Below are 20722 nucleotides of genomic sequence, written 5' to 3'. Positions count from 1 at the left end.
CGAACCGATGAAGCTGGGAGACCCGTGAGAGTCGTCGTCGCCGGTGCGTCCGGCCTGATCGGGTCCGCGCTCGTGAGCGAGCTGCGTTCGGCTGGCCACGACGTGCTCCGGCTCGTCCGGCGCACCGTGCGCGGCGCAGACGAACGCTCGTGGGACCCGCCCGCTGGGCGCATCGACGACGACGCGCTGGCCGGCGCCGGTGCCGTGGTGAACCTGTGCGGTGCGCCCATCGCGGGCGGCCGGTGGAGCCACGCGCGCAGGCAGCTGCTGGTCAACAGCAGGGTCGAGCCGACCGAGGTGCTGGCCGCGGCCGTCGCGGAGCGGGGCGTCCCGCTGCTGGTGAACGCGTCCGCGGCCGGCTACTACGGCGACAAGGGCGACCGGGTCGTCGAGGAGTCCGCGCCACGCGGCACCGGGTTCCTCGCCGACCTGTGCTGGCGGTGGGAGGCCGCGACCGAACGCGCGGCCGACGCCGGTGCCCGCGTGGTGCGGCTGCGGACCGGGCACGTGCTCGCCAGGCGCGGCGGGCTCGCCGGCATGCTCAAGCCGCTGTTCAAGCTCGCGCTCGGCGGCAGGCTGGGCAACGGCCGCCAGTTCATGCCGTGGATCCACGTCGCGGACCAGACCGCGGCGATCCGGCACCTCGTCGAGCACGACACCGTCGCCGGCGCGGTGAACGTGTGCTCCCCCAACCCGGTCACCAACGCCGAGTTCACCGCCGCGTTCGGCCGTGCGGTGGGGCGGCCTGCGCCGTGGTTCGTGCCGGCACCCGCGATCCGGCTCGCGCTGGGCGACTCCGACGGCGAGATCCTGTACAGCCAGCGGATGGTGCCTGCCGCGCTGGCCGACGACGGCTTCACCCACCGCCACGTCGACCTCGAAGAAACGCTGAAAGACCTGCTCCAGTAGTCCTGTGGGCTGTCGCGAGTGGACGGCGTAGGGTCGGATCTGTGACTTCCTGTCGCGCGTCTGGCGCTCCCGTGGACATCCGTGAGCTCGGCACGATCGACTACCTCGAGGCGTGGCAGCTCCAACGCGAGGTGGCCACGGCCCGTGCCGACGAGACCGGCCCCGACACGCTGCTGCTGCTGGAGCACCCGTCGGTGTACACGGCGGGCAAGCGCACCGAGCCGGACGAGCGCCCGGACGACGGCACCCCGGTCGTCGACGTCGACCGGGGCGGCAAGATCACCTGGCACGGCCCCGGGCAGCTCGTCGGCTACCCGATCGTGAAGCTGTCCGACCCGGTGGACGTCGTGCAGTACGTGCGCCGTGTCGAGCAGGCGCTGATCGCCGTGTGCGACGAGTTCGGCGTGCACACCGGCCGCGTCGAGGGCCGGAGCGGCGTGTGGCTGCCGGGCAGCGACACCCAGCGGGAACGCAAGATCGCCGCGATCGGCATCCGCGTGCAGCGCGGGGTGACCATGCACGGCTTCGAGATCAACTGCGACGCGGACCTGTCCGCGTTCGACCGCATCGTCCCGTGCGGCATCCGCGACGCCGGGGTGACGTCCCTGTCTGCGGAGCTTGGCCGCACGGTCACCGTCGACGAGGTGGCGCCGCTCGCGCAGAAGTACGTGCTGGCGGCACTGGAGGGCGCGCTCCCGATCGAGGACCGCTGGCTGCCGAGGTGGACCCCGAGCAGCCCCGGCGTCAGCTTCGAGCTGGCCCAGCGCTAGCGCGCCGCGGCGTCGATCCTGGTCCGCCTGGTTCGGCGCCGCGCAGCCGCACGCCCGGTGGGTGGCCGAGCGGCAGCATCATCTTCACGTCGTCGAAGCGGTCGGCGCCGACCACGATCCGGTTCGGCAGCCTGCCCCACTCGCGAAACCCCAGCTCCTCGTACAGCTGGATGGTGCCGTGGTTGTTGCCGCGAACGCCGAGGGTCAGCAGCTCCAGCCCGGCGCGGCGGGCGTGGTCGACGAGCGCGGACACCACCCGCCTGCCCAGTCCTAGCCCACGCGCGGCCGGGTGTGCCATGACCTTGGCGACCTCCGCGGACGTGCGGAACACCGGCGGCCGCTCCCGCCGCCACGTGCCCATGGCCTGAACGGTCCCGTCGACCGTGGCGAGCACGAGCGCGCCGTCGCCACGCCGGACGTCGGCCAGCACGTCGGCGAGCCACGCGTCGGTCTGCGCGCGGGTGGGCGGTTCGACGTAGCCGACCGCGCCGCCGTCGGCGACCACGTCGCGCAGTACGCGGTGCACGGCGGCGCGCAGGTCCTCCGGTGCGCCCGCGGGCCAGTGGAGCTCGATCACGAAGGCAGTGTGGCCCGCCGCATGCCTGCCATCACGGCGGTGATGGTCTTCGTCACGTCGGAGGCCGCCTTCTTCGGGTCGGGCGCGCTCGCGATGGTCTCCGCGCCCGCCGACAACGCGCCGAACAGGATGCGGGCGGTCACCTCGACCGGCAGCTGCTCGATCTCACCCGAGGCGATCAGCGACTCGACGGTGGCGCGCACCAGCCCGTAGCTGAAATGCTCCTCGGCCTCGCGCCAGCGCTCCCAGCCCATGACCACGGGTGCCTCGTGGATGACGATCCGCTGGTAGGCGGGTTCCAGGCAGACCCCGACGTAGGCGTGGATGCCCGCCATGGCGCGGTCCCACGCCGACCCGTCGCCGTCGACCACGTTCGCGAGCTTGGCGATGGCTTTGGTCTCCACCTGGTCGAAGGCCGCCTCGAACAGGGCCTGCTTGCCGCTGAAGTGGTGGTAGAGGGCGCCCTTGGTGACACGTGCGCTCTTGACGATCGCGTCGAGCGAGGTGGCCGCGTAACCGCGCTTCGTGAACAGGTGAAGCGCCGAGTCGACCAGCGCCTGCCTGGTGGACTCGGTGTAGTCGACGCGCCTGGACCGCGTTGTCACCACGCTCACAACCGTACGACACATAAGGGCCACATACCGGTGGTACGTTGATGTTGTTCGACCATACCGGCGGTATGTCGTAAACCGACGGTATGACCACGATCACGCAGGGGGCCACCATGGGCTGGCAGGATTTCTACGCCCGCAGAGACGCGCTGAACGCCGCCGTCGAGCAGGGGGAACTGCGCCGGAGCGCCGTCTTCGGTGACGAGCGCGAGCTGCTGCTGGCGCTCCAGTACCGCTGGACCCAGCGGCTCACGGCCCGGCTTGAACTGGCAGAGCTCTCCGACGGCGACCCGGTGGACGCGGTCGGCGCGGCGTGGCGCCGCACAGCGGAGGACAACCCGAACCTCCGCGCGCTGCTGGACGCCCACGCAGACGACGAGGCACTGCGCCCGCTCATCGAAGCGGAGCACCGCACCCTGGCCCGCGCCGCGGGCCTGGCAGAAGCAGGCGACTCCCCGGCAGAGGAGACGTCCATCGGCGCCGCCTTCGTGGCACTACAACGCTCCACCCCCACCAGTACCCCCCGCCGCAACCCAGTGGAACGCCTACTCCGCCGCCTGGCCCCCTCAGCCTGACCCGCGAGTCCCCCGTTCACGACCCGCGAGTCCCCCGTTCAGAACCCGCGAGTCCCCCGTTCACGACCCGCGAGTCCCCGGTTCGTGCTCGCGAGTTGGCGGTTCGTGCCTGGGTCCACGTTGTGCACGAACCGCCAACTCACCGGTTCTGAACCGGGGACTCGCGAGTTCTGAACGGGGGACTCGCGGGGTCTGAACGGGGGACTCGCGGGGTTAGCGGGTGGTGGTCCAGTAGATGGCTGTTGCTACCTGGGCGAACATGCCCTTCGGGTGGGCGCGGAACATTGGTTCGGTGCCGAACATCAGTACTCGCGCGCCCCTTGCCTCGCCGGACACCACTGCCGGTTGACCACCGGCCTGTGTCGGGCCGCCCGAGCCGTTCTCGTTCGGCAGCCAGTGGCCCGCGACCACCGGGTTGCCCGGCGCGTACCGCTGCTCGACCCGCACCCCGGCGCCGAGCCCGGTGAACCACTGCGGCGAGTACACGAACGACTGCGGCATCGCCCCGGTCAGCACCGAAGCGCCGGACGAGTCGACGTCCACGATCCCGTTCGCGTCCCCGCGCCCCGGCACCGCCGTCACCGGAAGCAGCCCGGCGTCGGCGTTGAACCGCGAACCGGTCACACCGCGCGTCACCACGCCGCCACGTGCGAACAAGGCGTCCACCTGCGCCTTCGCAGTCGGCACGAGCTGGTCGTAGCGCAGCCCGGAGGACACCACGAGCACGTCGGCGGCCGAAAGGTCGTACCCCGCGTTGAGCGTCGCCGTCGACACCGGCCGCACGTCGAAGCCCATCTCCCGCAGGGAGAACAGCTCGTCGGACGCCACCGCCGCCGCGACCGTCACACGCCGCAGCACACTCCCTTCCGCCCCTGGGGGCGCGGTCCCGAACCGCACGCCGTACCGGTCGGCGACCGCACGCGCCTGCGCGCGTGCCGCCCCAGGCACGACGACCGTCCCGTCGGCCAGCCGCCGCAGCTCGATGCCGCGGCCGAGCAGGTCGTTCACCGCGCTCGCGTCCTTGCCGTCGAGCAGGCGCAGCGCGAGGTCCCGGCCCGGCGCGGCGGCCACGCCACCGGTCGGCGACGCGGCCACCACGTCCCGCGACGGCACCCGCACGTGCCCGTGCCGCACGATGTCCACCGAGGCGCCCCACAGCAGGCGGTGGCTCCAGCCCGCGATGTCGTACATTCGCGGGGCGTCCGCTGACAGGTCCTTGCCCGCCTCCGGCATGGCGTTGGCCAGCGCCCGCTTCGGCTGGTGCATGTCGACGAGGTACGACCCGGCCGGGTACGCCCGCCCGCCGAGCGAGAACGGGCGCGTGGCCTGCCGCACCCGCACGTCGTGCGCGACGAGCTGGTCGACCAGCCGGGCGGCGGCCGTCGCCGAACGCTGTGTGGCGCCCGCCGGGATCACGTACGCGCGGGGGAACTCGGTGGTGAACCGGTCCTCTGGCCCGAAACCGGGCACGAACCCGTCCGGCAGGTACCGCTGCGCCTCCCCTGCCGCACCGCGCCGGAAGATCTCGATCTGGTTGTCGACCAGCTCGTCACGGTGCCGCGACAGGTACGACAGCGTGGTCCGCATGGTCGCCTCGGCCACGTCGGTGTTGATCGCCGACCGCCGCCGCAGCTCCTCGACCGGCAGCTGGTCGTAGGCGGCGTTGTTGACCCGCAGCGGGATCTCGACGGTGTAGGACACGGCGCCGTGGTACATCGCGTACTGCGCGGTGAAGATCGGTGGCCAGCCGTCCCACTCGCCGGGCGGCAGGTCGCGGAAGGGCACCACGACCTCCTGCGCCTCGGGGTGGCCGAGCGCCTGGACGGCCTTCTCCATCGCGAGGCCGTTCGCGTAGCCGTGCTCGATGTAGAGGTCGAAGTCGTAGTTCTGCCCGTGCGGCGGGCCGGTCGGCTCGATCAGCGTGCCGCCGACGTACCCGTGCTCGTCCAGCGTGATCACCGGCTGCGTGTCGATGATCATGTCCCGCATGGCGCGGTTCTCCGCCTGCGTGTTGGTCACGAAGTCGCGGTTCATGTCGAACCCGCTCGCGTTCGCGCGGGTGCCCGCCACCCGGCCGTCGGGGTTCGCGGTGACGTTGAAGTACACCCGGCTGGTGGTGAGCAGCCGCCTCGCAGCCGGGTCGTTCGTGGTCGCCAGGTACTCGATCTGGCGCAGCGCGGCGTCGGTGCCCTCCCACTCGTTGCCGTGGATGTTGTTGTTGATCCACACCGGCGCCTTGTAGCCGCGGTCGAGCCCCTTGTCGCGGGCGGCGCGACGGGGGTCGTCCTCGATCAGCGCGCGCCAGGCGTCCTGCCTGCGGGTCTCGTGGGCCGTCTCCGGCGCGGTGAGCGTGACCAGGTACAGGTCGCGGCCGAGCCCGGACTCGCCGACGACCTCGACGGAGACCCGGTCGCTGCGGGCCTGCAACGCGTTCAGCCTCGGCGCGATCGCGTGGTAGGGCGTGAGACCCAGCTTGATCGACTTGTCGGTGGCGTCCTCCGGGTGGACCCGCAGCCGCGTCTTGCGCGGGTAGCCCTGCCGGATGCCCGCCGTGTTCACACCTGCCGGACCGGCGCGTCGGGTGGCCACGGTGTCGGTCGCGGCCACCTCGTTGCGCTCGGAGCCGTTGCCGAAGTCCCGTTCCCCGGTCGCCGCCGGGTCCGCGACCGCAGGGGCCGCCGTGAGCGATGTCACTGCCAGCGCCGCCGTGGTCAGCGCGAGGAGAAATCTTCGTTTGACATGCACGGACTGCCTCCAGGAGTAGCAGGGTCGGCCGTGTCTAACGGCCACGGTCGAAGCCAGTCAAGGGGCGTAACCTGAACGGCGTGACGATCGCCCCCGAAGGTCGGAAACTGCTGCGTCTCGAGGTCCGCAACAGCCAGACACCGATCGAGAAGAAGCCGTCGTGGATCAAGACGCGCGCCAAGATGGGCCCCGAGTACACCGAGCTCAAGGGCCTGGTGCGGCGTGAGGGCCTGCACACGGTGTGCGAGGAGGCCGGTTGTCCCAACATCTACGAGTGCTGGGAGGACCGCGAGGCCACGTTCCTCATCGGGGGCGAGCAGTGCACGAGGCGGTGCGACTTCTGCCAGATCGACACCGGCCGCCCCGCGGAGCTGGACCGCACCGAGCCGCGCAAGGTCGCCGAGTCGGTCCAGGCGATGGGCCTGCGGTACGCGACGGTCACCGGCGTGGCCCGCGACGACCTGGCCGACGGCGGCGCGTGGCTGTACGCGGAGACCGTCCGGCAGATCCACGCACTCAACCCCGGCACCGGCGTCGAACTGCTGATCCCCGACTTCAACGCGGACGCCGACCAGTTGGCCGAGGTGTTCGGGGCGCGCCCCGAGGTGCTCGCGCACAACCTGGAGACGGTGCCGAGGATCTTCAAGCGGATCCGCCCCGCGTTCCGGTACGACCGGTCGCTGCGGGTCATCACCGAGGCACGCGAGGTCGGCCTGGTCACCAAGTCGAACCTGATCCTTGGCATGGGCGAGACGCCGGACGAGGTCACCTCGGCACTGCGGGACCTGCACGACGCGGGCTGCGACATCATCACGATCACCCAGTACCTGCGCCCGTCGCTGCGCCACCACCCGGTCGACCGGTGGGTCAAGCCCGAGGAGTTCCTCGAGCACAAGGAGGCGGCCGAGGCGATCGGCTTCGCCGGTGTGATGGCCGGACCGCTGGTCCGCTCGTCCTACCGCGCGGGCCGCCTGTACGCGCAGGCCATCGCCCACCGCGGCGACGAGGTGCCGGAAGCGCTGCGCCACCTCTCGGAGGCCGGCCCGGCTTCGCAGGAGATCACGTCGGTCCTGAGCAGGCAGGCGTAGTCGGCTCCTGGGCTGATGTCAGGGGGAACCCGGATGTGTTTTCCTCGGTCCTAGTGCCAGACTTGGCGCGCCGCCGGGGGTTGAAGCATCTGAGGGGAGCGGACCGTGGCTTTGGTGACCGATGTCCTGGAGTGGTTGCAGGCGTTGCCGCAGCCGGCGCTGGTGGGGGCGACCGGGGCACTGGTCTTCGCGGAGTGCACGATCGGCCTCGGTTTCATCGCGCCGGGCGAGGGTGGCCTGCTGATCGCGGCCACCACGGTCGACTCGGTGTCCCGGTTCCTCGTGCTGTGGATGGTGGTGACGGTCGCGGCCGGTATCGGTGACTCGATCGGTTATGCCATCGGCCGCCGTTTCGGCCCCGCGCTGCGGGAGACGAAGCTGGTCCAGAAGTACGGCGCGGATGGCTGGGACAAGGCGACGGACATCCTGCGGCGCAGGGGTGCGTGGGCGGTGTTCTTCGCCAGGTTCCTGCCGGTGGTCCGCACACTGACCCCGGCGGCGGCTGGCACGTCCGGGTTGCCGTACCGCAAGTTCCTGCCCGCCGTCGTCGCGGGCGCGATCTGCTGGTCGGCCCTGCACATCGCGATCGGTGCGGCGCTCGGCGAGGCCGCGAAGCGGATCGAGGGCATCCTCAGCACCGGCGGCATGGTCATCGTGGGCGTCCTGGCGGTCGCCCTCGCCGTGACGGTCATGGTCCGCAAGCGCCGCAAGAAGGCCCGCCCCGAGGTGACGGTCACGAAGGGCGACGCTGACCCGGAGCTGGAACCGGCGAACTGAGCGCGAGTTCGTCTTCGGTCAGACCTTGAGGAACTCGTAGTTGACCTTGATCTGCTGGTTGTAGTACCGGCCGACGCTGTCGGCGCTCACGAGCGCGAAATACTCCCTCGGCGGCACGTCGAGGTACTGGTACACCGCACCGCCATCGACCTCCACTTCGAGCATGCGCCGCTTCTTGTCGTAACCGACAGAGACCACAGCGGACGACTCCACCGGCTGGCGGTACATGCCACCAAGCTACCTCCTCACCCTCACGGGTGATAAGCCGAGACAGCCGTAACACACCGTCACAACGAGCCGATCTCCACCACGAAGGGGCAACAGCGGACCCGCGGCTCTCGGGCATCGTGGATCCCTACACATCCCGCACAGACCGTGCCCAGTAACGGTCAGGATCCAGTTCGACGCCGCGGCCGCCTCCTTTCCGCAGCCTCCACATGCCATTGCCGAGTTCGTGGGATCGCACTTCGGCAACACCGTGGGAGGCCGAGCAGGGTCGGCCACAGGTCGGGTGGGCGCAGTAGGGATCGAACCTACGACCGCTCGGGTGTAAACCGAGTGCTCTTCCGCTGAGCTATACGCCCCTGCGTGGCCGGGTCGGCGCCCGGCCACGGTGGTCACAGACTCGTGACCGCCTTCTTCCACGCTTGCTGGTCCCGCGCCTCGCCGGGCTGGTTGACCTCGGCGAACCGGACGACGCCGTCCTTGTCGATGAGGAACGTGCCCCGGTTCGCCATGCCCGCCTTCTCGTTGAAGACGCCGTACTGCTGCGCGACGGCTCCGTGCGGCCAGAAGTCGGACAGCAGCGGGAACTGGTAGCCCTCCTGTTCGGCCCACACCTTCAGGCTGAACGGCGTGTCGACGGACACACCGAGCACCTCGACGCCCTCGAACGACGCGAAGTCGTCGCGCAGCTGGCACAGCTCTCCGGTGCAGATGCCGCTGAACGCGAACGGGTAGAAGACCAGCAGCACCGGCTTCTGCCCGACGTACGACGACAGCGACACGTCCTGCTTGTTGTAGTCCTTGAGCGTGAACTCCGGCGCCTTGGAACCGACGTCGACCACCGAGCTGCCTCCTCCGATACGTGAGTGCCGCAGGACAGCGTAACGAAGCTCAGCGTTTGGTCTTCGCCGACTTGGGTGACACGAGTCTGGTCGCCGACCAGTCGCTGCCGACGCTGACGCTGGACGTCTGCGCCAGTCCCGCCGTCGGCACCGCCTCGGCGATCTCGCTCGGCTCGACGTGCCCGTCCCGACCGGTTTTGGGGGTGAGGACCCAGATCACACCGTTGTCGGCGAGGGGACCCATGGCGTCCATGAGTGCGTCCACGAGGTCACCGTCGTCCTCCCGCCACCACAGCAGCACGACGTCCACGACCTCATCGGCATCCTCGTCCACCAGATCGCTACCGATCTGTTCCTCGACGGCGGCGCGGACGCCGTCGTCGACGTCCTCGTCCCAGCCGAGTTCCTGGACGACCATGCCCGGCTCGATCCCGAGCCTCTCGGCGACACCGGCCTTGCCGGCGTCTCCCGCGGCGACCACGGCTTCTCACTCCTCCTCGAACGCCACCGCGGCGATCTTGCGACCTACCGCGAATTGGTATTGGGACAGCGAACACTGACCTTGCCATACAGCGCAACCACCCACGCCGGGTTTGCCCTGGACGGACCATCCCGAAACGGGCCCCTACTCGCCGGTAAGGATGACCTGAGCGGCCGATGGGACGACGATGGCAGAGTTAGCACCATGAGCGCAGGCACTGGAGACCCCTTGGCTACGCAGAGCAGCGAAAACAGCAGGAAACAACCCGAGCGGGTCCGGGTCATCCGCGACGGCCTCGCGGCACACCTCCCGGACATCGATCCGGACGAGACCGCCGAGTGGCTCGAGTCGTTCGACGCGATGTTGTCGTCGGGTGGCCAGCAGCGTGCGCGCTACCTGATGTTGCGGCTGCTCGAGCGTGCCCGCGAGAGCCGGGTCGGCGTACCGTCGCTGACCAGCACCGACTACGTGAACTCGATCCCCACCGACAAGGAACCGTGGTTCCCCGGTGACGAGGAGACAGAACGCCGTTACCGTGCGTGGATCCGCTGGAACGCGGCGATGACCGTGCACCGTGCGCAGCGGCCCGGTGTCGGCGTCGGCGGCCACATCTCGACCTACGCGTCGTCCGCGACGCTCTACGAGGTCGGCTTCAACTGGTTCTTCCGCGGCAAGGACCACCCCGGTGGCGGTGACCAGGTCTTCTTCCAGGGCCACGCGTCGCCCGGCATGTACGCGCGCGCCTTCCTCGAGGGCCGCCTGTCCGCCGACCAGCTCGACGGCTTCCGGCAGGAGTACTCGCACGGCGGCCCCGGCGCGGGCCTGCCGTCCTACCCCCACCCCCGGCTGATGCCGGACTTCTGGGAGTACCCGACCGTGTCGATGGGCCTCGGCCCGATGAACGCGATCTACCAGGCGCGGTTCAACCGCTACCTGACCGCGCGCGGCATCAAGGACACCTCCGACCAGCACGTGTGGGCTTTCCTCGGCGACGGCGAGATGGACGAGCCGGAGTCCCGCGGCCTCGTGCACGTCGCGGCGAACGAGGGCCTCGACAACCTCACGTTCGTCATCAACTGCAACCTGCAGCGCCTCGACGGCCCGGTCCGCGGCAACGGCAAGATCATCCAGGAGCTGGAGTCGTTCTTCCGCGGCGCGGGCTGGAACGTCATCAAGGTCATCTGGGGCCGCGAGTGGGACTCGCTGCTGCACGCGGACCGTGACGGCGCCCTCATCAACCTGATGAACACCACCCCGGATGGTGACTACCAGACGTACAAGGCCAACGACGGCGCGTTCGTGCGCGAGCACTTCTTCGGGCGGGACCCCCGCACCAAGGAGCTCGTCACGCCGATGAGCGACCAGGAGATCTGGAACCTCAAGCGCGGCGGCCACGACTACCGCAAGGTCTACGCGGCCTACCAGGCGGCCACCGAGCACCACGGCCAGCCGACGGTCATCCTCGCCAAGACGATCAAGGGCTACGGCCTCGGGTCACACTTCGCCGGGCGCAACGCCACGCACCAGATGAAGAAGATGACCCTGGACGACCTGAAGCAGTTCCGGGACTCCATCCACATCCCGATCTCCGACGAGGCGCTGGAGAAGGACCCGTACCTGCCGCCGTACTACCACCCCGGCCCGGACGCGCCGGAGATCCAGTACCTGCTGGAGCGGCGCCGCCAGCTCGGCGGGTTCGTGCCAGAGCGCCGCAAGAAGGCCAAGACGCTGGTGCTGCCCGGCGACAAGGTCTACGACGTGGTCCGCAGGGGGTCGGGCAAGCAGGAGGTCGCCACCACGATGGCGTTCGTCCGGCTGGTCCGCGACCTCGCGAAGGACTCCGAGATCGGGCACCGCATCGTGCCGATCATCCCGGACGAGGCACGCACGTTCGGCATGGACTCGATGTTCCCGACGCAGAAGATCTACAACCCCCAGGGACAGCTGTACACGTCCGTGGACGCCTCGCTCATGCTCTCCTACAAGGAGAGCGAGCAGGGCCAGATCCTGCACGAGGGCATCAACGAGGCCGGGTCGACCGCGTCGTTCACCGCGGCTGGCACGTCCTACGCCACGCACGGCGAACCGATGATCCCGATCTACATCTTCTACTCGATGTTCGGCTTCCAGCGCACCGGCGACGGCCTGTGGGCGGCCGCGGACCAGATGGCACGCGGCTTCGTGCTCGGCGCCACCGCGGGCCGCACCACGCTCACCGGCGAGGGCCTGCAGCACGCCGACGGCCACTCGCTGCTGCTGGCCGCGACGAACCCGGCCGTCGTCGCGTACGACGCGGCGTGGTCCTTCGAGCTGGCGCACATCGTCAAGGACGGCCTGCGCCGGATGTACGGCGACCAGGCGGAGGACGTCTACTACTACCTCACCGTCTACAACGAGCCGTACGTCCAGGCGCCGGAGCCAGACGATCTCGACGTCGAGGGCCTGCTGCGCGGCCTGTACCGGTACAAGAAGGCCGAGGAGGGCGACGGCCCGAAGGCCAACATCCTCGTGTCGGGCGTCGCCATGCCGTGGGCACTGGCCGCACAGCAAAAACTCGACGAGGAATGGGGCGTCTACGCCGACGTGTGGTCCGCGACGTCCTGGGCGGAACTGCGCCGCGACGCCGTCGAGATCGACCGGCACAACTTCCTGCACCCGGAGGCCGAGCCACGCAAGCCGTACGTGACCTCCGTGCTGGAAGACGCGGACGGCCCGGTGGTGGCGGTGTCCGACTGGATGCGTGCCGTGCCCGACCTCATCCGGCCGTGGGTCCCCAGCGAGATGCTGACCCTCGGCACCGACGGGTTCGGCTTCTCCGACACCAGGCCGGCGGCCCGCCGCCACTTCCTGGTCGACACCGAGTCCATCGTCGTCGGCGTGCTCGCGGCGCTGGCCAAGGCGGGTGAGATCGACCAGAACAAGGTCGTGGAGGCAGCACGGCGCTACCGGATCGACGACATCACAGCCGCGGGACCGCAGACATCCGACCCAGGTGTCGCCTGACTATCGGTCACCCCCTGACCTGCGGTGATGAATCATTCGCACGATCGGGGGACAGCGGTGGCGCCCACTCCCCGGACCCTCCATAGTGGAGTTACCGGTGGGGACCGGGGAGAGGCCCCGCCCGGCGAAGCCGGGCGGGGCTGTTCGGTGTCTTTGGCCACCTTCCCTGTGGCTTCGCCTCAGTGCCCGCCGGGGGGCCGAGCCCCCCCGCACCCCCCACGGTGCGGTTCGTTGCCGACCCAGCCTGGTTGCCTTTGGCGGACCCGCCCGCCCGCCGCAGGCTCCCCCATGTTCCGCGCCGTCCTGCGCCGCGCATGCCCCAAAGGCGCGTCCACGGCAGGATCCGATGTCCCGAACGGCGCTTTCGGACATGACCGATGTCGTGAGAGTGCGAATAGGGACGCCCCGTGTCCCTATTCGCACTCTCACGACATCGCCACCGTCCCCTGCGTCTTCAGGGCGTGGCGCCGCACGCCCACGCAGCGAGGGCTAACTCACCACTGCGGAAGTCGGGCGCCCAGCGCCGGACGGGCCCCACAGGGTGAGCCGACGCCGTGAACGGCCCATTCACGGCTTAACGAGTGCCGTCAATGCGCCTTTCACGGCACTGCCAACGCCGTCAACGCGCCTTTCACAGCACCAAGCCGGGCGCTACGCGCCCGGCCCCCGCGAAGCGGGGCCCTTGCCCGCGAAGCGGGCCCGCAACCCCAAGCAATCCCAACGGTGGCGCAAGCCCACCCCAAAGGGGCTCCCTGCCATCCCGTCGACCTGGCGAAGCCCGATCACACCGCGTCAAGGGGGCACCCCAAGCCCGACCCAGCACCAAGCAAAACCGCCCCCTTGACGCGGTGTGATAGCCCCTGGGAGGTCGACGGGATGGCAGGCAGACCCGAACCCAACCGCCGCCAACATACCCCTCCGCCACCCCCGAGACCTGCCCGTCCGGCGAGGACAAACCCACCAACCGAAGACCCGTCCGGCGAGGACAACCCATCGGACAGGCAAGCCGAACAGCAGACCCAGCCGCAAGAGCCGAAAGCTGACGCGACAAGGATCGCTAGGCTCTTGCCATGGTGAAGGTGTCGCAGGAGACGCTTGCGGCGCTTGATCGTGCTTCCGGGAAGCTGGCCTCCGCCGCGCTCGCCTCCATGGACCTGCAGTTCGCCTGGTTCGGACGGATGCCCGCCGACCAGCGGGCGTCCGTGCAGCTCATCGCGCAGACCGGGGCTGCCGGGTTCGTTGCCTACCTTCGTGACCAGGGCGAAGCCATCCGGCTCACCACCGACGCGTTCCGGCAGGCTCCCCGGGACCTCTCGCGGTGGATCTCGCTCCGGCAGACCGTCGAGCTGGTCCGGGTCGCCGTGCACGTGATCGAACAGGAGATCCCCGATCTCGCCGCCGACGTGGCCGAGCGGCAGGTGCTCACCGAAGCCGTGCTGCGGTACGGGCGTGAGGTGGCCTTCACCTCCGCCATGTCCTACGCCTCCGCCGCGGAGACCCGGGGAGCCTGGGACGCCAGGCTCGAAGCCTCCGTCGTCGACGCCATCGTGCGGGGGGACGCCGAGGAGTCCCTGCTCTCCCGGGCCGCGGCGCTCGGGTGGGACCTCGACGAGCCCGCGACCGTCCTGGTCGGCAACTCGCCGTCCGACGACCCGCCCACCGTCCTGTACGAGGTGCGCAGCCGGGCCGCGCGGGCCAACCGGCCGGTTCTGCTCGGGGTGCAGGGGTCCCGGCTCATCGTGGTCCTCGCCGGGGACACCGACGAACCCCGGGTGCTGGAGAAGATGACGACCGCCTTCGGAGACGGACCCGTCGTCGCGGGGCCGACCGTGGGGAACATCGCCGACGCGCACCGGTCCTCCGTCGAGGCGCTTTCCGGGTTGCGTGCCGTGGTCGCGTGGCCGACGGCACCTCGGCCCGTCCGGTCCATGGACCTGCTGCCCGAACGGGCGCTCGCCGGGGACCCGGACGCCGAGTGGCAGCTGATCGACCAGATCGCCCGGCCGCTGGAGGTGGCGGGCGGGGCCCTGCTCGAGACCGTCGAGACCTACCTGGAGGTCGGCGGGGTCCTCGAATCCTGTGCCAGGTTGCTGTTCGTCCACCCGAACACGGTCCGGTACCGGCTGCGGAAGGCGACCGAAATCACCGGACACAACGCGAACCTGCCACGGGACGCGCTCGTGCTTCGCATCGCACTTGCCGTCGGAAGATTGTCCCGGTCTCGCGGCCTGTGGTAGTGACCTACTACGCAGAACCCGCTTTACCGTTCATCCGGGAGTAACTTTTGTAGGGTTCCTACAACGCGGCTGCCTCGACTTGGTCAGTGTCGACATGCCCTCCTGCCACGTTCAGCGTGTTCCCTTGAGTATGTGCTCGCGATACTCGCCCCCGGTCAGGGGTCCCAGTCACCCGGCATGCTTTCTCCCTGGCTCGAGGTGGACGGCACCCGTGAGCGGCTCACCGCGTGGTCCGAGCTCGCCGAACTGGACCTCGTCGAGCTCGGCACCGTCGCGGACGCCGACGCCATCAAGGACACGGCCGTCACGCAGCCGCTGGTCGTGGCCGCGTCACTGCTCGCGTTCGAGGTGCTCGGCAACCGGCTCACACTGCCCGACGACGTGGTGGTCGCCGGGCACTCCGTCGGTGAGCTGGCCGCCGCGGCCGTGGCCGGGGTCCTGACCCCGGACGACGCCGTCGCGCTCGCCGCGGTGCGCGGGCGGGAGATGGCCGCCGCGTGTGACTTCGCGCCGACCGGGATGGCGGCGGTCATGGGCGGGGAGCCCGACGACGTCGTCGCCTGGCTGGCCGGGCACGACCTCACCGCGGCCAACATGAACGGGGCCGGGCAGATCGTCGCGGCCGGGCCCGTCGAGGGGATCGACGCGATCGCCGCCGAGAAGCCCGACTTCGTCCGGAAGGTCATCAAGCTCAAGGTGGCAGGCGCCTTCCACACCGGCTACATGGCGCCCGCGCAGCAAGCGCTCCTGGCCATGGCCAAGACCGTGACGGTCAGCGACCCGTCGCGCACGCTGCTGTCCAACGCCGACGGCGCACGCGTCACCCACGGCGCCGACGTGCTCGAACGGCTCGTGAACCAGGTCACGCTTCCGGTCCGATGGGACCTCTGTATGGCCACCATGAAGGAGCTGGGTGTGCACGCCACCGCCGAGCTGCCACCCGCCGGGGCGCTGACCGGGCTCGCCAGGCGCGAGCTCGCCGGTACCACCACCGCCGCGCTCAAGACCCCGGACGACCTGGCGAAGGTGGCCGCCGCCATCACCACCGCCGACGAGGAGTGACCTCCACCATGACCGCACTGCGGATCGCCACCGGCGTCCCCGGTACCCGCATCCTCGGCCTCGGCAGCGCCCAGCCGGAGAACGTCGTCACCAACGACGACCTGTCGAAGATCATGGACACCGACGACGGCTGGATCCGTGAGCGCGTCGGCATCACCGAGCGGCGCTTCGGCGGGGAGAAGGACACCGTCGTCAGCATGGCCGTCGAGGCAGGCGCCAAGGCCATCGCCGGTGCCGGGCTCTCACCGTCCGACATCGACACGGTGATCGTCGCGAACTGCACGGCCACCGCACCGATCCCCAACGCCGCGGCGCAGGTCGCCGACCTCATCGGCGTCAAGGCGGCAGGCGGGTTCGACCTCAACGCCGCGTGCGCGGGCTTCTGCTACGCCCTCGGTATCGGCTCCGACCTGGTCCGTTCCGGTTCGTCGAAGCGGACGCTGGTGATCGGCTCGGAGAAGCTGACCGACGTGGTCGACCCGGTCGACCGGTCCACCGCGATCATCTTCGCCGACGGCGCGGGCGCCGCCGTGATCGGTCCCGCCGACGAGCCGGGCATCGGCCCGGTGGCCTGGGGCACCGCGGGCGACCTCGTCGAGATGATCGGCATGACCGAGCGGCAGTTCATCTACCAGGAGGGCCAGGCGGTGTTCCGCTGGGCCACCACGAAGATCGCGCCGATCGCGATGCGGGCGCTGGAGCTGGCCGGGCTGAAGCCATCGGACGTGGACGTGCTGATCCCCCACCAGGCCAACCTGCGGATCGTCGAGGCGATCGCGAAGAAGCTGCGGAAGGAGGGCGCGCGGGAGGACATGGTCGTCGCCGACGACATCGTGACCTCCGGCAACACCTCCTCGGCCTCCATCCCGATGGCGATGGACCACATGCGGGCCGCAGGCCGGATCAACTCCGGTGACGTGGCGCTGCTCATCGGGTTCGGCGCGGGCCTGTCCTACGCGGGCCAGGTCGTCGTCTGCCCGTGACCACCGCGCTTCGGGGAAGCGACGCGACCCGAACGGGCACACACTTCCGGGCCGACCGGTCCGGGTCAACAAAGGAGAGAAGAAGCATGGCAGAGAAGCCCACCGACGAGGAGATCCTGGCCGGCCTCGCCGAGATCGTCGAAGAGGTCGCCGGCGTGGAGGCCGACGAGGTCACCGCCGAGAAGTCCTTCGTGGACGACCTGGACATCGACTCGCTGTCGATGGTGGAGATCGCCGTGCAGGCCGAGGACCGGTTCGAGGTCAAGATCCCGGACGCGGAGCTCGCGAACCTGAAGACCGTCGGCGACGCGGTGGCGTACGTCTCGAAGAACGCCTGACGGTTCCACCGAGCACACCCTGACAAGGATCACGGAGACGCCATGAGCACGGTCGAAGTCGTCGTCACCGGCATCGGAGCGACCACTCCGCTCGGCGGTGACGTCGCGTCCACTTGGGACGGGCTGATCGCCGGCCGCAACGGAATCAGGACCAACGACACCGAGTGGGCGGAGAAGTACGACCTGCCGTCCCGGCTCATGGCCCCCCTGGCCGTCGAGCCGTCCGAGGTCCTGCCAAGGGTGCAACTGCGCAGGATGGACCGCTGCGAGCAGATCGCGGTGATCGCGGCCAGGCAGGCGTGGGCCGACGCGGGCTACGACCTGCCCTCCGACGAGCACGAGCCGGTCGACCCCGACCGGCTCGGGGTCGCGATCGGCACGGGCATCGGCGGTCCGGTCACGCTGCTCGACCAGGACGACCTGCTCGAACAGCACGGCCTGCGCAAGGTGTCACCGCTGACCGTGCCGATGCTCATGCCCAACGGCCCGGCGGCACTGGTCAGCATCGAGTTGCGGGCACGGGCCGGGGTGCACTCCCCGGCGTCGGCCTGCGCCTCCGGTGCCGAGGGCCTTGCCCAGGCGTACCAGATGATCCAGACAGGTCGCGCGGACGTGGTGGTCGCGGGCGGCGCGGAGGCGTGCATCCACCCGATCACGGTGGCCGGCTTCGCGCAGTCCCGCACCCTCTCGCTGCGCAACGACGAGCCGGAGCGCGCGTCCCGTCCGTTCGATGTCGACCGCGACGGCTTCATCCTCGGTGAGGGCGCCGGGGTGCTGGTGCTGGAGTCGGCCGAGCACGCCAGGGCCCGGGGCGCGCGGGTGTACGGCAAGCTCGCGGGCACCGGCATCACGTCCGACGCCTACCACATCACGGGTAACCACCCGGAGGGCATCGGCCAGATCAACGCGATGACGCAGGCGATCCGGCAGGCGGGCCTCACGCCGGCCGACATCGGCCACGTCAACGCCCACGCCACGTCGACGGTCGTCGGCGACATCGGCGAGGCGGTCGCGATCAGGAAGGCAGTCGGCGACCACGCGGTGCTCACGGCCCCGAAGAGCTCGTTCGGCCACCTGGTCGGCGGCGCGGGCGCGGTCGAGAGCATCGTGACCCTGCTGTCGATCTACCACGGGATCATCCCGGCCACCAGGAACCTGGAGAACCAGGACCCGAAGGTCGAGCTGGACGTGGTCGCGGGCGAGGCCCGCAAACTGGAACTGACCGCCGCGATGAACGACTCGTTCGGCTTCGGCGGCCACAACGTGGCACTGGTCTTCACGGCCGCCTGACACGTGCTCCGAAGGGGCCCTTCCGGACGGTCCGCGTCCGGAAGGGCCCCTTTGTGACATTCCTGCCTTTGCCGGTACGCCCGCGGCCGACGACTGGTTAGTGTTTTCCGACCGTTCGTCCCTGCTCGAAAGGCCATGCCGATGCGGGTGTCCCGGTTCCTGACGATGCTGGTGGCCGTGCTGGCCACGACGCTCCTGCTCGCCCCGCAGGCGAGCGCCCTGCCCGCCTGGCCAACTGTGGGGCAGGGCGACGGCGGTCCGAACGTGACGACCGTGCAGTACCTGCTCCGCCACCACGGCCACGGCATCGCGGCGGACGGCGCGTTCGGGCCGGCCACCAAGGCCGCGGTGGTGTCGTTCCAGAGCGCACACGACCTCACCGCGGACGGCTCGGTCGGCCCGCGGACCTGGCCGAAGCTGGTCGTCCAGGTCCGCCAGGGCAGCTCGGGTGATGCGGTGCGCGCGGCGCAGACCCAGCTCAACCGGTACGGCGCCGGTCTCGCCGTCGACGGGCAGTTCGGTTCGGCCACCGACCGCGCGGTGCGGTCCTTCCAGGGCTCGCACGGGCTCGCGGTGGACGGCGTGGTCGGCGCGCGGACCTGGCAGACACTGACCGGCGGGGGCGGCGGCACCCCCGGCGGCCACGCGCTGCCACTGGACCGGTCGGCGGCCGGGCGCTCGGACTACGCGGGCCCGCACTGGAACAGCACCCCCGCGGTCGACCTGATGGTGTCCTACGTGCCCGCCTACGCGATCATGCCCGCCGTCGCCGACCACTACCAGAGCACGTCCTGCGGGACCGGCCTGCGCCTGCTGCGGCCGGACGGCTCCCGGATCGTCTACTGCCACCTCTCGGCCCGTTCGGTGGCCGACGGCGCGTCGGTGAGCGCGGGCACCAGGGTCGCCACGACCGGGAACACCGGCAACTCCGGCGCACCACACCTGCACATCGAGATCCGGACCTCGGACGGCGTCGCCCGGTGCCCGCAGCCGCTCCTGCTGGCGATCTACGACGGGACGACGCCGCCGAGCCTGCCGAGCCTGCCGACGACGGGCTGCACCTCCGCGTAGCCGCGGGCGCTCACCCGCACGCCTCGTGCTGGGGGGTGGCGGCGGACGGCCCTGCCGCGAGCTTCCACTCCCCGTCCTCGACGGCGAACGCCCACACGACGTTCCAGTGGATGCACGGCCGGGGCAGCTCCCGCGGCGCGTCCTCTTCGTCCTGCGTGCTCGTGAACGTCAGCAGCACCCGCGCGGCCCCGTCGCCCCGGGCCTCGATCCGGTGCATCACGATGCTGCCGTCCGTGGTGCTCCGGTACTCGTCGAGCCACTTCTGCTCCGGCTGGTTGGCCTGCCGCTCGCCGGTCACCACCGACGCCCACTGCGCGTAGTCCTTGGCGTTGACCGCGTCGAAGTACGTCTGGAGCAGCCGCTGCAGCTGCCCGTACAGGGGGTGTGCCACCGCGTCGGCGGTCCCCTTCACCGTCGGCGGACCCGGCTGTTCCTCCTGCGGGCCAGGGGCCGGCTCGGTCGCCACGACGGTCGGGGGTGGCGCGGCGGGCGGCTCCTTGTAGAGGTCACGTGCGAGCAGACCGCCGATGGCGGTCGCGATCACCGTGATCAGCAGCACCGGCAGCAACCACAGCTGCCGAGGGGACCCCGTGGACACGACGGCAAGACTGCCAGGTTCACCCGACCCGGTGCAGCCAGGTCACCGGCGCGCCGTCACCCGCCCGCCGGAACGGCTCCAGCGCGGCGTCCCACGACGCGCCGAGCAGTTCGTCGACGCGGTGGGCGAACGCCTCACCCGCACGGGCGGTGCCCGCGATGGCGCGCAACTGGTCCTCGCCGACGACGATGTCGCCGTTGGCGCTGGTGCGGGCGCGCCACAGACCGAGGGTGGGGGCGAAACAGAAGCGTTCACCGTCGACGCCGGGACTCGGCTCCTCGGTGACCTCGAAGCGCAGCATGGGCCAGGCCTTGAGGGCGGCGACGAGTTTCGCGCCCGTGCCGGGGTCGCCGGTCCACCCGCACTCAGCGCGCAGCTGGCCGGCTGCCTCGGGCTGCGCGGTCCACTGGAGGTTCGCGCGCACACCAAGGGTGCCCGAAATAGCCCACTCGACGTGCGGACATACCGCAGACGGCGACGAGTGGACGTACACAACGCCACGAGTGCTCACTGCTGACCTCCGCTGCTCGACGAGGATTC

General features: G+C 70.4%; 20 protein-coding genes and 1 tRNA gene. 12 read left to right on the top strand and 9 right to left on the bottom strand.

What is annotated here, in order from left to right; translation table 11 throughout:
- Positions 1-24 precede the first annotated feature (24 nt).
- Both ACFPCV_RS33325 and lipB read left to right on the top strand, forming a co-directional pair.
- Positions 25-909 carry a TIGR01777 family oxidoreductase gene (locus ACFPCV_RS33325; protein ID WP_378060882.1) on the top strand — a complete coding sequence of 295 codons (885 nt, stop codon included), beginning with the start codon at positions 25-27 and terminating at the stop codon, positions 907-909.
- A gap of 2 nt (positions 910-911) precedes the next feature.
- Positions 912-1679, top strand: coding sequence for a lipoyl(octanoyl) transferase LipB (gene lipB, locus ACFPCV_RS33320; RefSeq protein ID WP_378061184.1), 768 nt, complete (start codon positions 912-914; stop codon positions 1677-1679).
- On the opposite strand, the gene ACFPCV_RS33315 is transcribed toward lipB, so the two are convergent.
- Both ACFPCV_RS33315 and ACFPCV_RS33310 read right to left on the bottom strand, forming a co-directional pair.
- Complete coding sequence (locus tag ACFPCV_RS33315; RefSeq protein ID WP_378060881.1) at positions 1654-2256, bottom strand: GNAT family N-acetyltransferase; 603 nt, start codon at positions 2254-2256, stop codon at positions 1654-1656. The two genes, lipB and ACFPCV_RS33315, sit on opposite strands and share 26 nt — an antisense overlap.
- Entirely contained in the window at positions 2253-2885 is a 633-nt protein-coding gene (locus ACFPCV_RS33310; protein ID WP_378060880.1) for a TetR/AcrR family transcriptional regulator, read from the bottom strand. The genes ACFPCV_RS33315 and ACFPCV_RS33310 overlap by 4 nt, the downstream gene beginning before the upstream one ends.
- Before the next feature lie 68 nt (positions 2886-2953).
- Between ACFPCV_RS33310 and ACFPCV_RS33305 the strand changes: the two genes are divergently transcribed.
- Complete coding sequence (locus ACFPCV_RS33305; RefSeq protein ID WP_378060879.1) at positions 2954-3442, top strand: hypothetical protein; 489 nt, start codon at positions 2954-2956, stop codon at positions 3440-3442.
- Positions 3443-3655: 213 nt separating this feature from the next.
- Here the strand turns inward: ACFPCV_RS33305 and ACFPCV_RS33300 are convergent, their stop codons facing one another.
- A complete protein-coding gene (locus tag ACFPCV_RS33300; protein ID WP_378060878.1) occupies positions 3656-6187 on the bottom strand; it encodes a M14 family zinc carboxypeptidase in 2532 nt (843 codons plus the stop codon).
- Between the two features lie 80 nt (positions 6188-6267).
- Between ACFPCV_RS33300 and lipA the strand changes: the two genes are divergently transcribed.
- Together lipA and ACFPCV_RS33290 are read left to right on the top strand one after the other, a co-directional pair.
- Positions 6268-7275 carry a lipoyl synthase gene (gene lipA, locus ACFPCV_RS33295; RefSeq protein WP_378060877.1) on the top strand — a complete coding sequence of 336 codons (1008 nt, stop codon included), beginning with the start codon at positions 6268-6270 and terminating at the stop codon, positions 7273-7275.
- Between the two features lie 105 nt (positions 7276-7380).
- Complete coding sequence (locus tag ACFPCV_RS33290; RefSeq protein WP_378060875.1) at positions 7381-8052, top strand: DedA family protein; 672 nt, start codon at positions 7381-7383, stop codon at positions 8050-8052.
- An 18-nt stretch (positions 8053-8070) separates the two neighbouring features.
- Here ACFPCV_RS33290 and ACFPCV_RS33285 read toward each other — a convergent pair whose 3' ends face one another.
- The 4 genes from ACFPCV_RS33285 to ACFPCV_RS33270 form a co-directional block, all read right to left on the bottom strand.
- Positions 8071-8280, bottom strand: a complete 210-nt coding sequence (locus ACFPCV_RS33285) for a KTSC domain-containing protein (protein WP_378060874.1) — start codon at positions 8278-8280, stop codon at positions 8071-8073.
- 284 nt (positions 8281-8564) lie between these two features.
- Positions 8565-8636 (bottom strand) — tRNA-Val (locus ACFPCV_RS33280).
- A gap of 33 nt (positions 8637-8669) precedes the next feature.
- Complete coding sequence (locus tag ACFPCV_RS33275) at positions 8670-9119, bottom strand: peroxiredoxin (RefSeq protein ID WP_378060873.1); 450 nt, start codon at positions 9117-9119, stop codon at positions 8670-8672.
- Between the two features lie 49 nt (positions 9120-9168).
- Entirely contained in the window at positions 9169-9600 is a 432-nt protein-coding gene (locus tag ACFPCV_RS33270) for a DUF3052 domain-containing protein (protein ID WP_378060872.1), read from the bottom strand.
- A gap of 204 nt (positions 9601-9804) precedes the next feature.
- Here ACFPCV_RS33270 and aceE point away from each other — a divergent pair, with 204 nt between their 5' ends.
- The 7 genes from aceE (at position 9805) to ACFPCV_RS33235 (ending at position 19584) form a co-directional block, all read left to right on the top strand.
- The gene (gene aceE, locus ACFPCV_RS33265; RefSeq protein WP_378060870.1) at positions 9805-12603 is read left to right on the top strand and encodes a pyruvate dehydrogenase (acetyl-transferring), homodimeric type; all 2799 of its coding nucleotides are present in this window, start codon (positions 9805-9807) and stop codon (positions 12601-12603) included.
- Positions 12604-13673: 1070 nt separating this feature from the next.
- Positions 13674-14840: a PucR family transcriptional regulator gene (locus ACFPCV_RS33260; RefSeq protein WP_378060869.1), complete on the top strand. Its 1167-nt coding sequence runs from the start codon at positions 13674-13676 to the stop codon at positions 14838-14840.
- Between the two features lie 132 nt (positions 14841-14972).
- Positions 14973-15902: an ACP S-malonyltransferase gene (locus ACFPCV_RS33255; protein WP_378060867.1), complete on the top strand. Its 930-nt coding sequence runs from the start codon at positions 14973-14975 to the stop codon at positions 15900-15902.
- Positions 15903-15910: 8 nt separating this feature from the next.
- Positions 15911-16885 (top strand): beta-ketoacyl-ACP synthase III, encoded by a 975-nt coding sequence (locus tag ACFPCV_RS33250; protein ID WP_378060866.1) that lies wholly within the window; start codon positions 15911-15913, stop codon positions 16883-16885.
- A gap of 86 nt (positions 16886-16971) precedes the next feature.
- Positions 16972-17223 (top strand): acyl carrier protein, encoded by a 252-nt coding sequence (locus tag ACFPCV_RS33245; RefSeq protein ID WP_378060865.1) that lies wholly within the window; start codon positions 16972-16974, stop codon positions 17221-17223.
- 42 nt (positions 17224-17265) lie between these two features.
- Positions 17266-18513: a beta-ketoacyl-[acyl-carrier-protein] synthase family protein gene (locus ACFPCV_RS33240; RefSeq protein WP_378060864.1), complete on the top strand. Its 1248-nt coding sequence runs from the start codon at positions 17266-17268 to the stop codon at positions 18511-18513.
- 135 nt (positions 18514-18648) lie between these two features.
- A complete protein-coding gene (locus tag ACFPCV_RS33235) occupies positions 18649-19584 on the top strand; it encodes a peptidoglycan-binding protein (protein ID WP_378060863.1) in 936 nt (311 codons plus the stop codon).
- Between the two features lie 10 nt (positions 19585-19594).
- Here the strand turns inward: ACFPCV_RS33235 and ACFPCV_RS33230 are convergent, their stop codons facing one another.
- Together ACFPCV_RS33230 and ACFPCV_RS33225 are read right to left on the bottom strand one after the other, a co-directional pair.
- Positions 19595-20182, bottom strand: a complete 588-nt coding sequence (locus ACFPCV_RS33230; protein WP_378060862.1) for a hypothetical protein — start codon at positions 20180-20182, stop codon at positions 19595-19597.
- Between the two features lie 19 nt (positions 20183-20201).
- Complete coding sequence (locus ACFPCV_RS33225; protein WP_378060861.1) at positions 20202-20693, bottom strand: DUF3145 domain-containing protein; 492 nt, start codon at positions 20691-20693, stop codon at positions 20202-20204.
- Positions 20694-20722 lie beyond the last annotated feature (29 nt).

Source organism: Actinophytocola glycyrrhizae, from assembly GCF_042653545.1.
Classification (GTDB): Bacteria; Actinomycetota; Actinomycetes; order Mycobacteriales; family Pseudonocardiaceae; genus Actinophytocola; species Actinophytocola glycyrrhizae.
Note: the sequence above shows the minus strand (reverse complement) of the source record. Positions and strands in the feature narration are given on the sequence as shown.

Coding starts and splice junctions, on each gene's coding strand:
- ACFPCV_RS33310 (WP_378060880.1), bottom strand. CDS start 2,885: ATGTGTCGTACGGTTGTGAGCGTGGTGACAACGCGGTCCAGGCGCGTC.
- ACFPCV_RS33240 (WP_378060864.1), top strand. CDS start 17,266: ATGAGCACGGTCGAAGTCGTCGTCACCGGCATCGGAGCGACCACTCCG.
- ACFPCV_RS33260 (WP_378060869.1), top strand. CDS start 13,674: ATGGTGAAGGTGTCGCAGGAGACGCTTGCGGCGCTTGATCGTGCTTCC.
- ACFPCV_RS33285 (WP_378060874.1), bottom strand. CDS start 8,280: ATGTACCGCCAGCCGGTGGAGTCGTCCGCTGTGGTCTCTGTCGGTTAC.
- ACFPCV_RS33245 (WP_378060865.1), top strand. CDS start 16,972: ATGGCAGAGAAGCCCACCGACGAGGAGATCCTGGCCGGCCTCGCCGAG.
- ACFPCV_RS33250 (WP_378060866.1), top strand. CDS start 15,911: ATGACCGCACTGCGGATCGCCACCGGCGTCCCCGGTACCCGCATCCTC.
- aceE (WP_378060870.1), top strand. CDS start 9,805: ATGAGCGCAGGCACTGGAGACCCCTTGGCTACGCAGAGCAGCGAAAAC.
- ACFPCV_RS33305 (WP_378060879.1), top strand. CDS start 2,954: ATGACCACGATCACGCAGGGGGCCACCATGGGCTGGCAGGATTTCTAC.
- ACFPCV_RS33235 (WP_378060863.1), top strand. CDS start 18,649: ATGCCGATGCGGGTGTCCCGGTTCCTGACGATGCTGGTGGCCGTGCTG.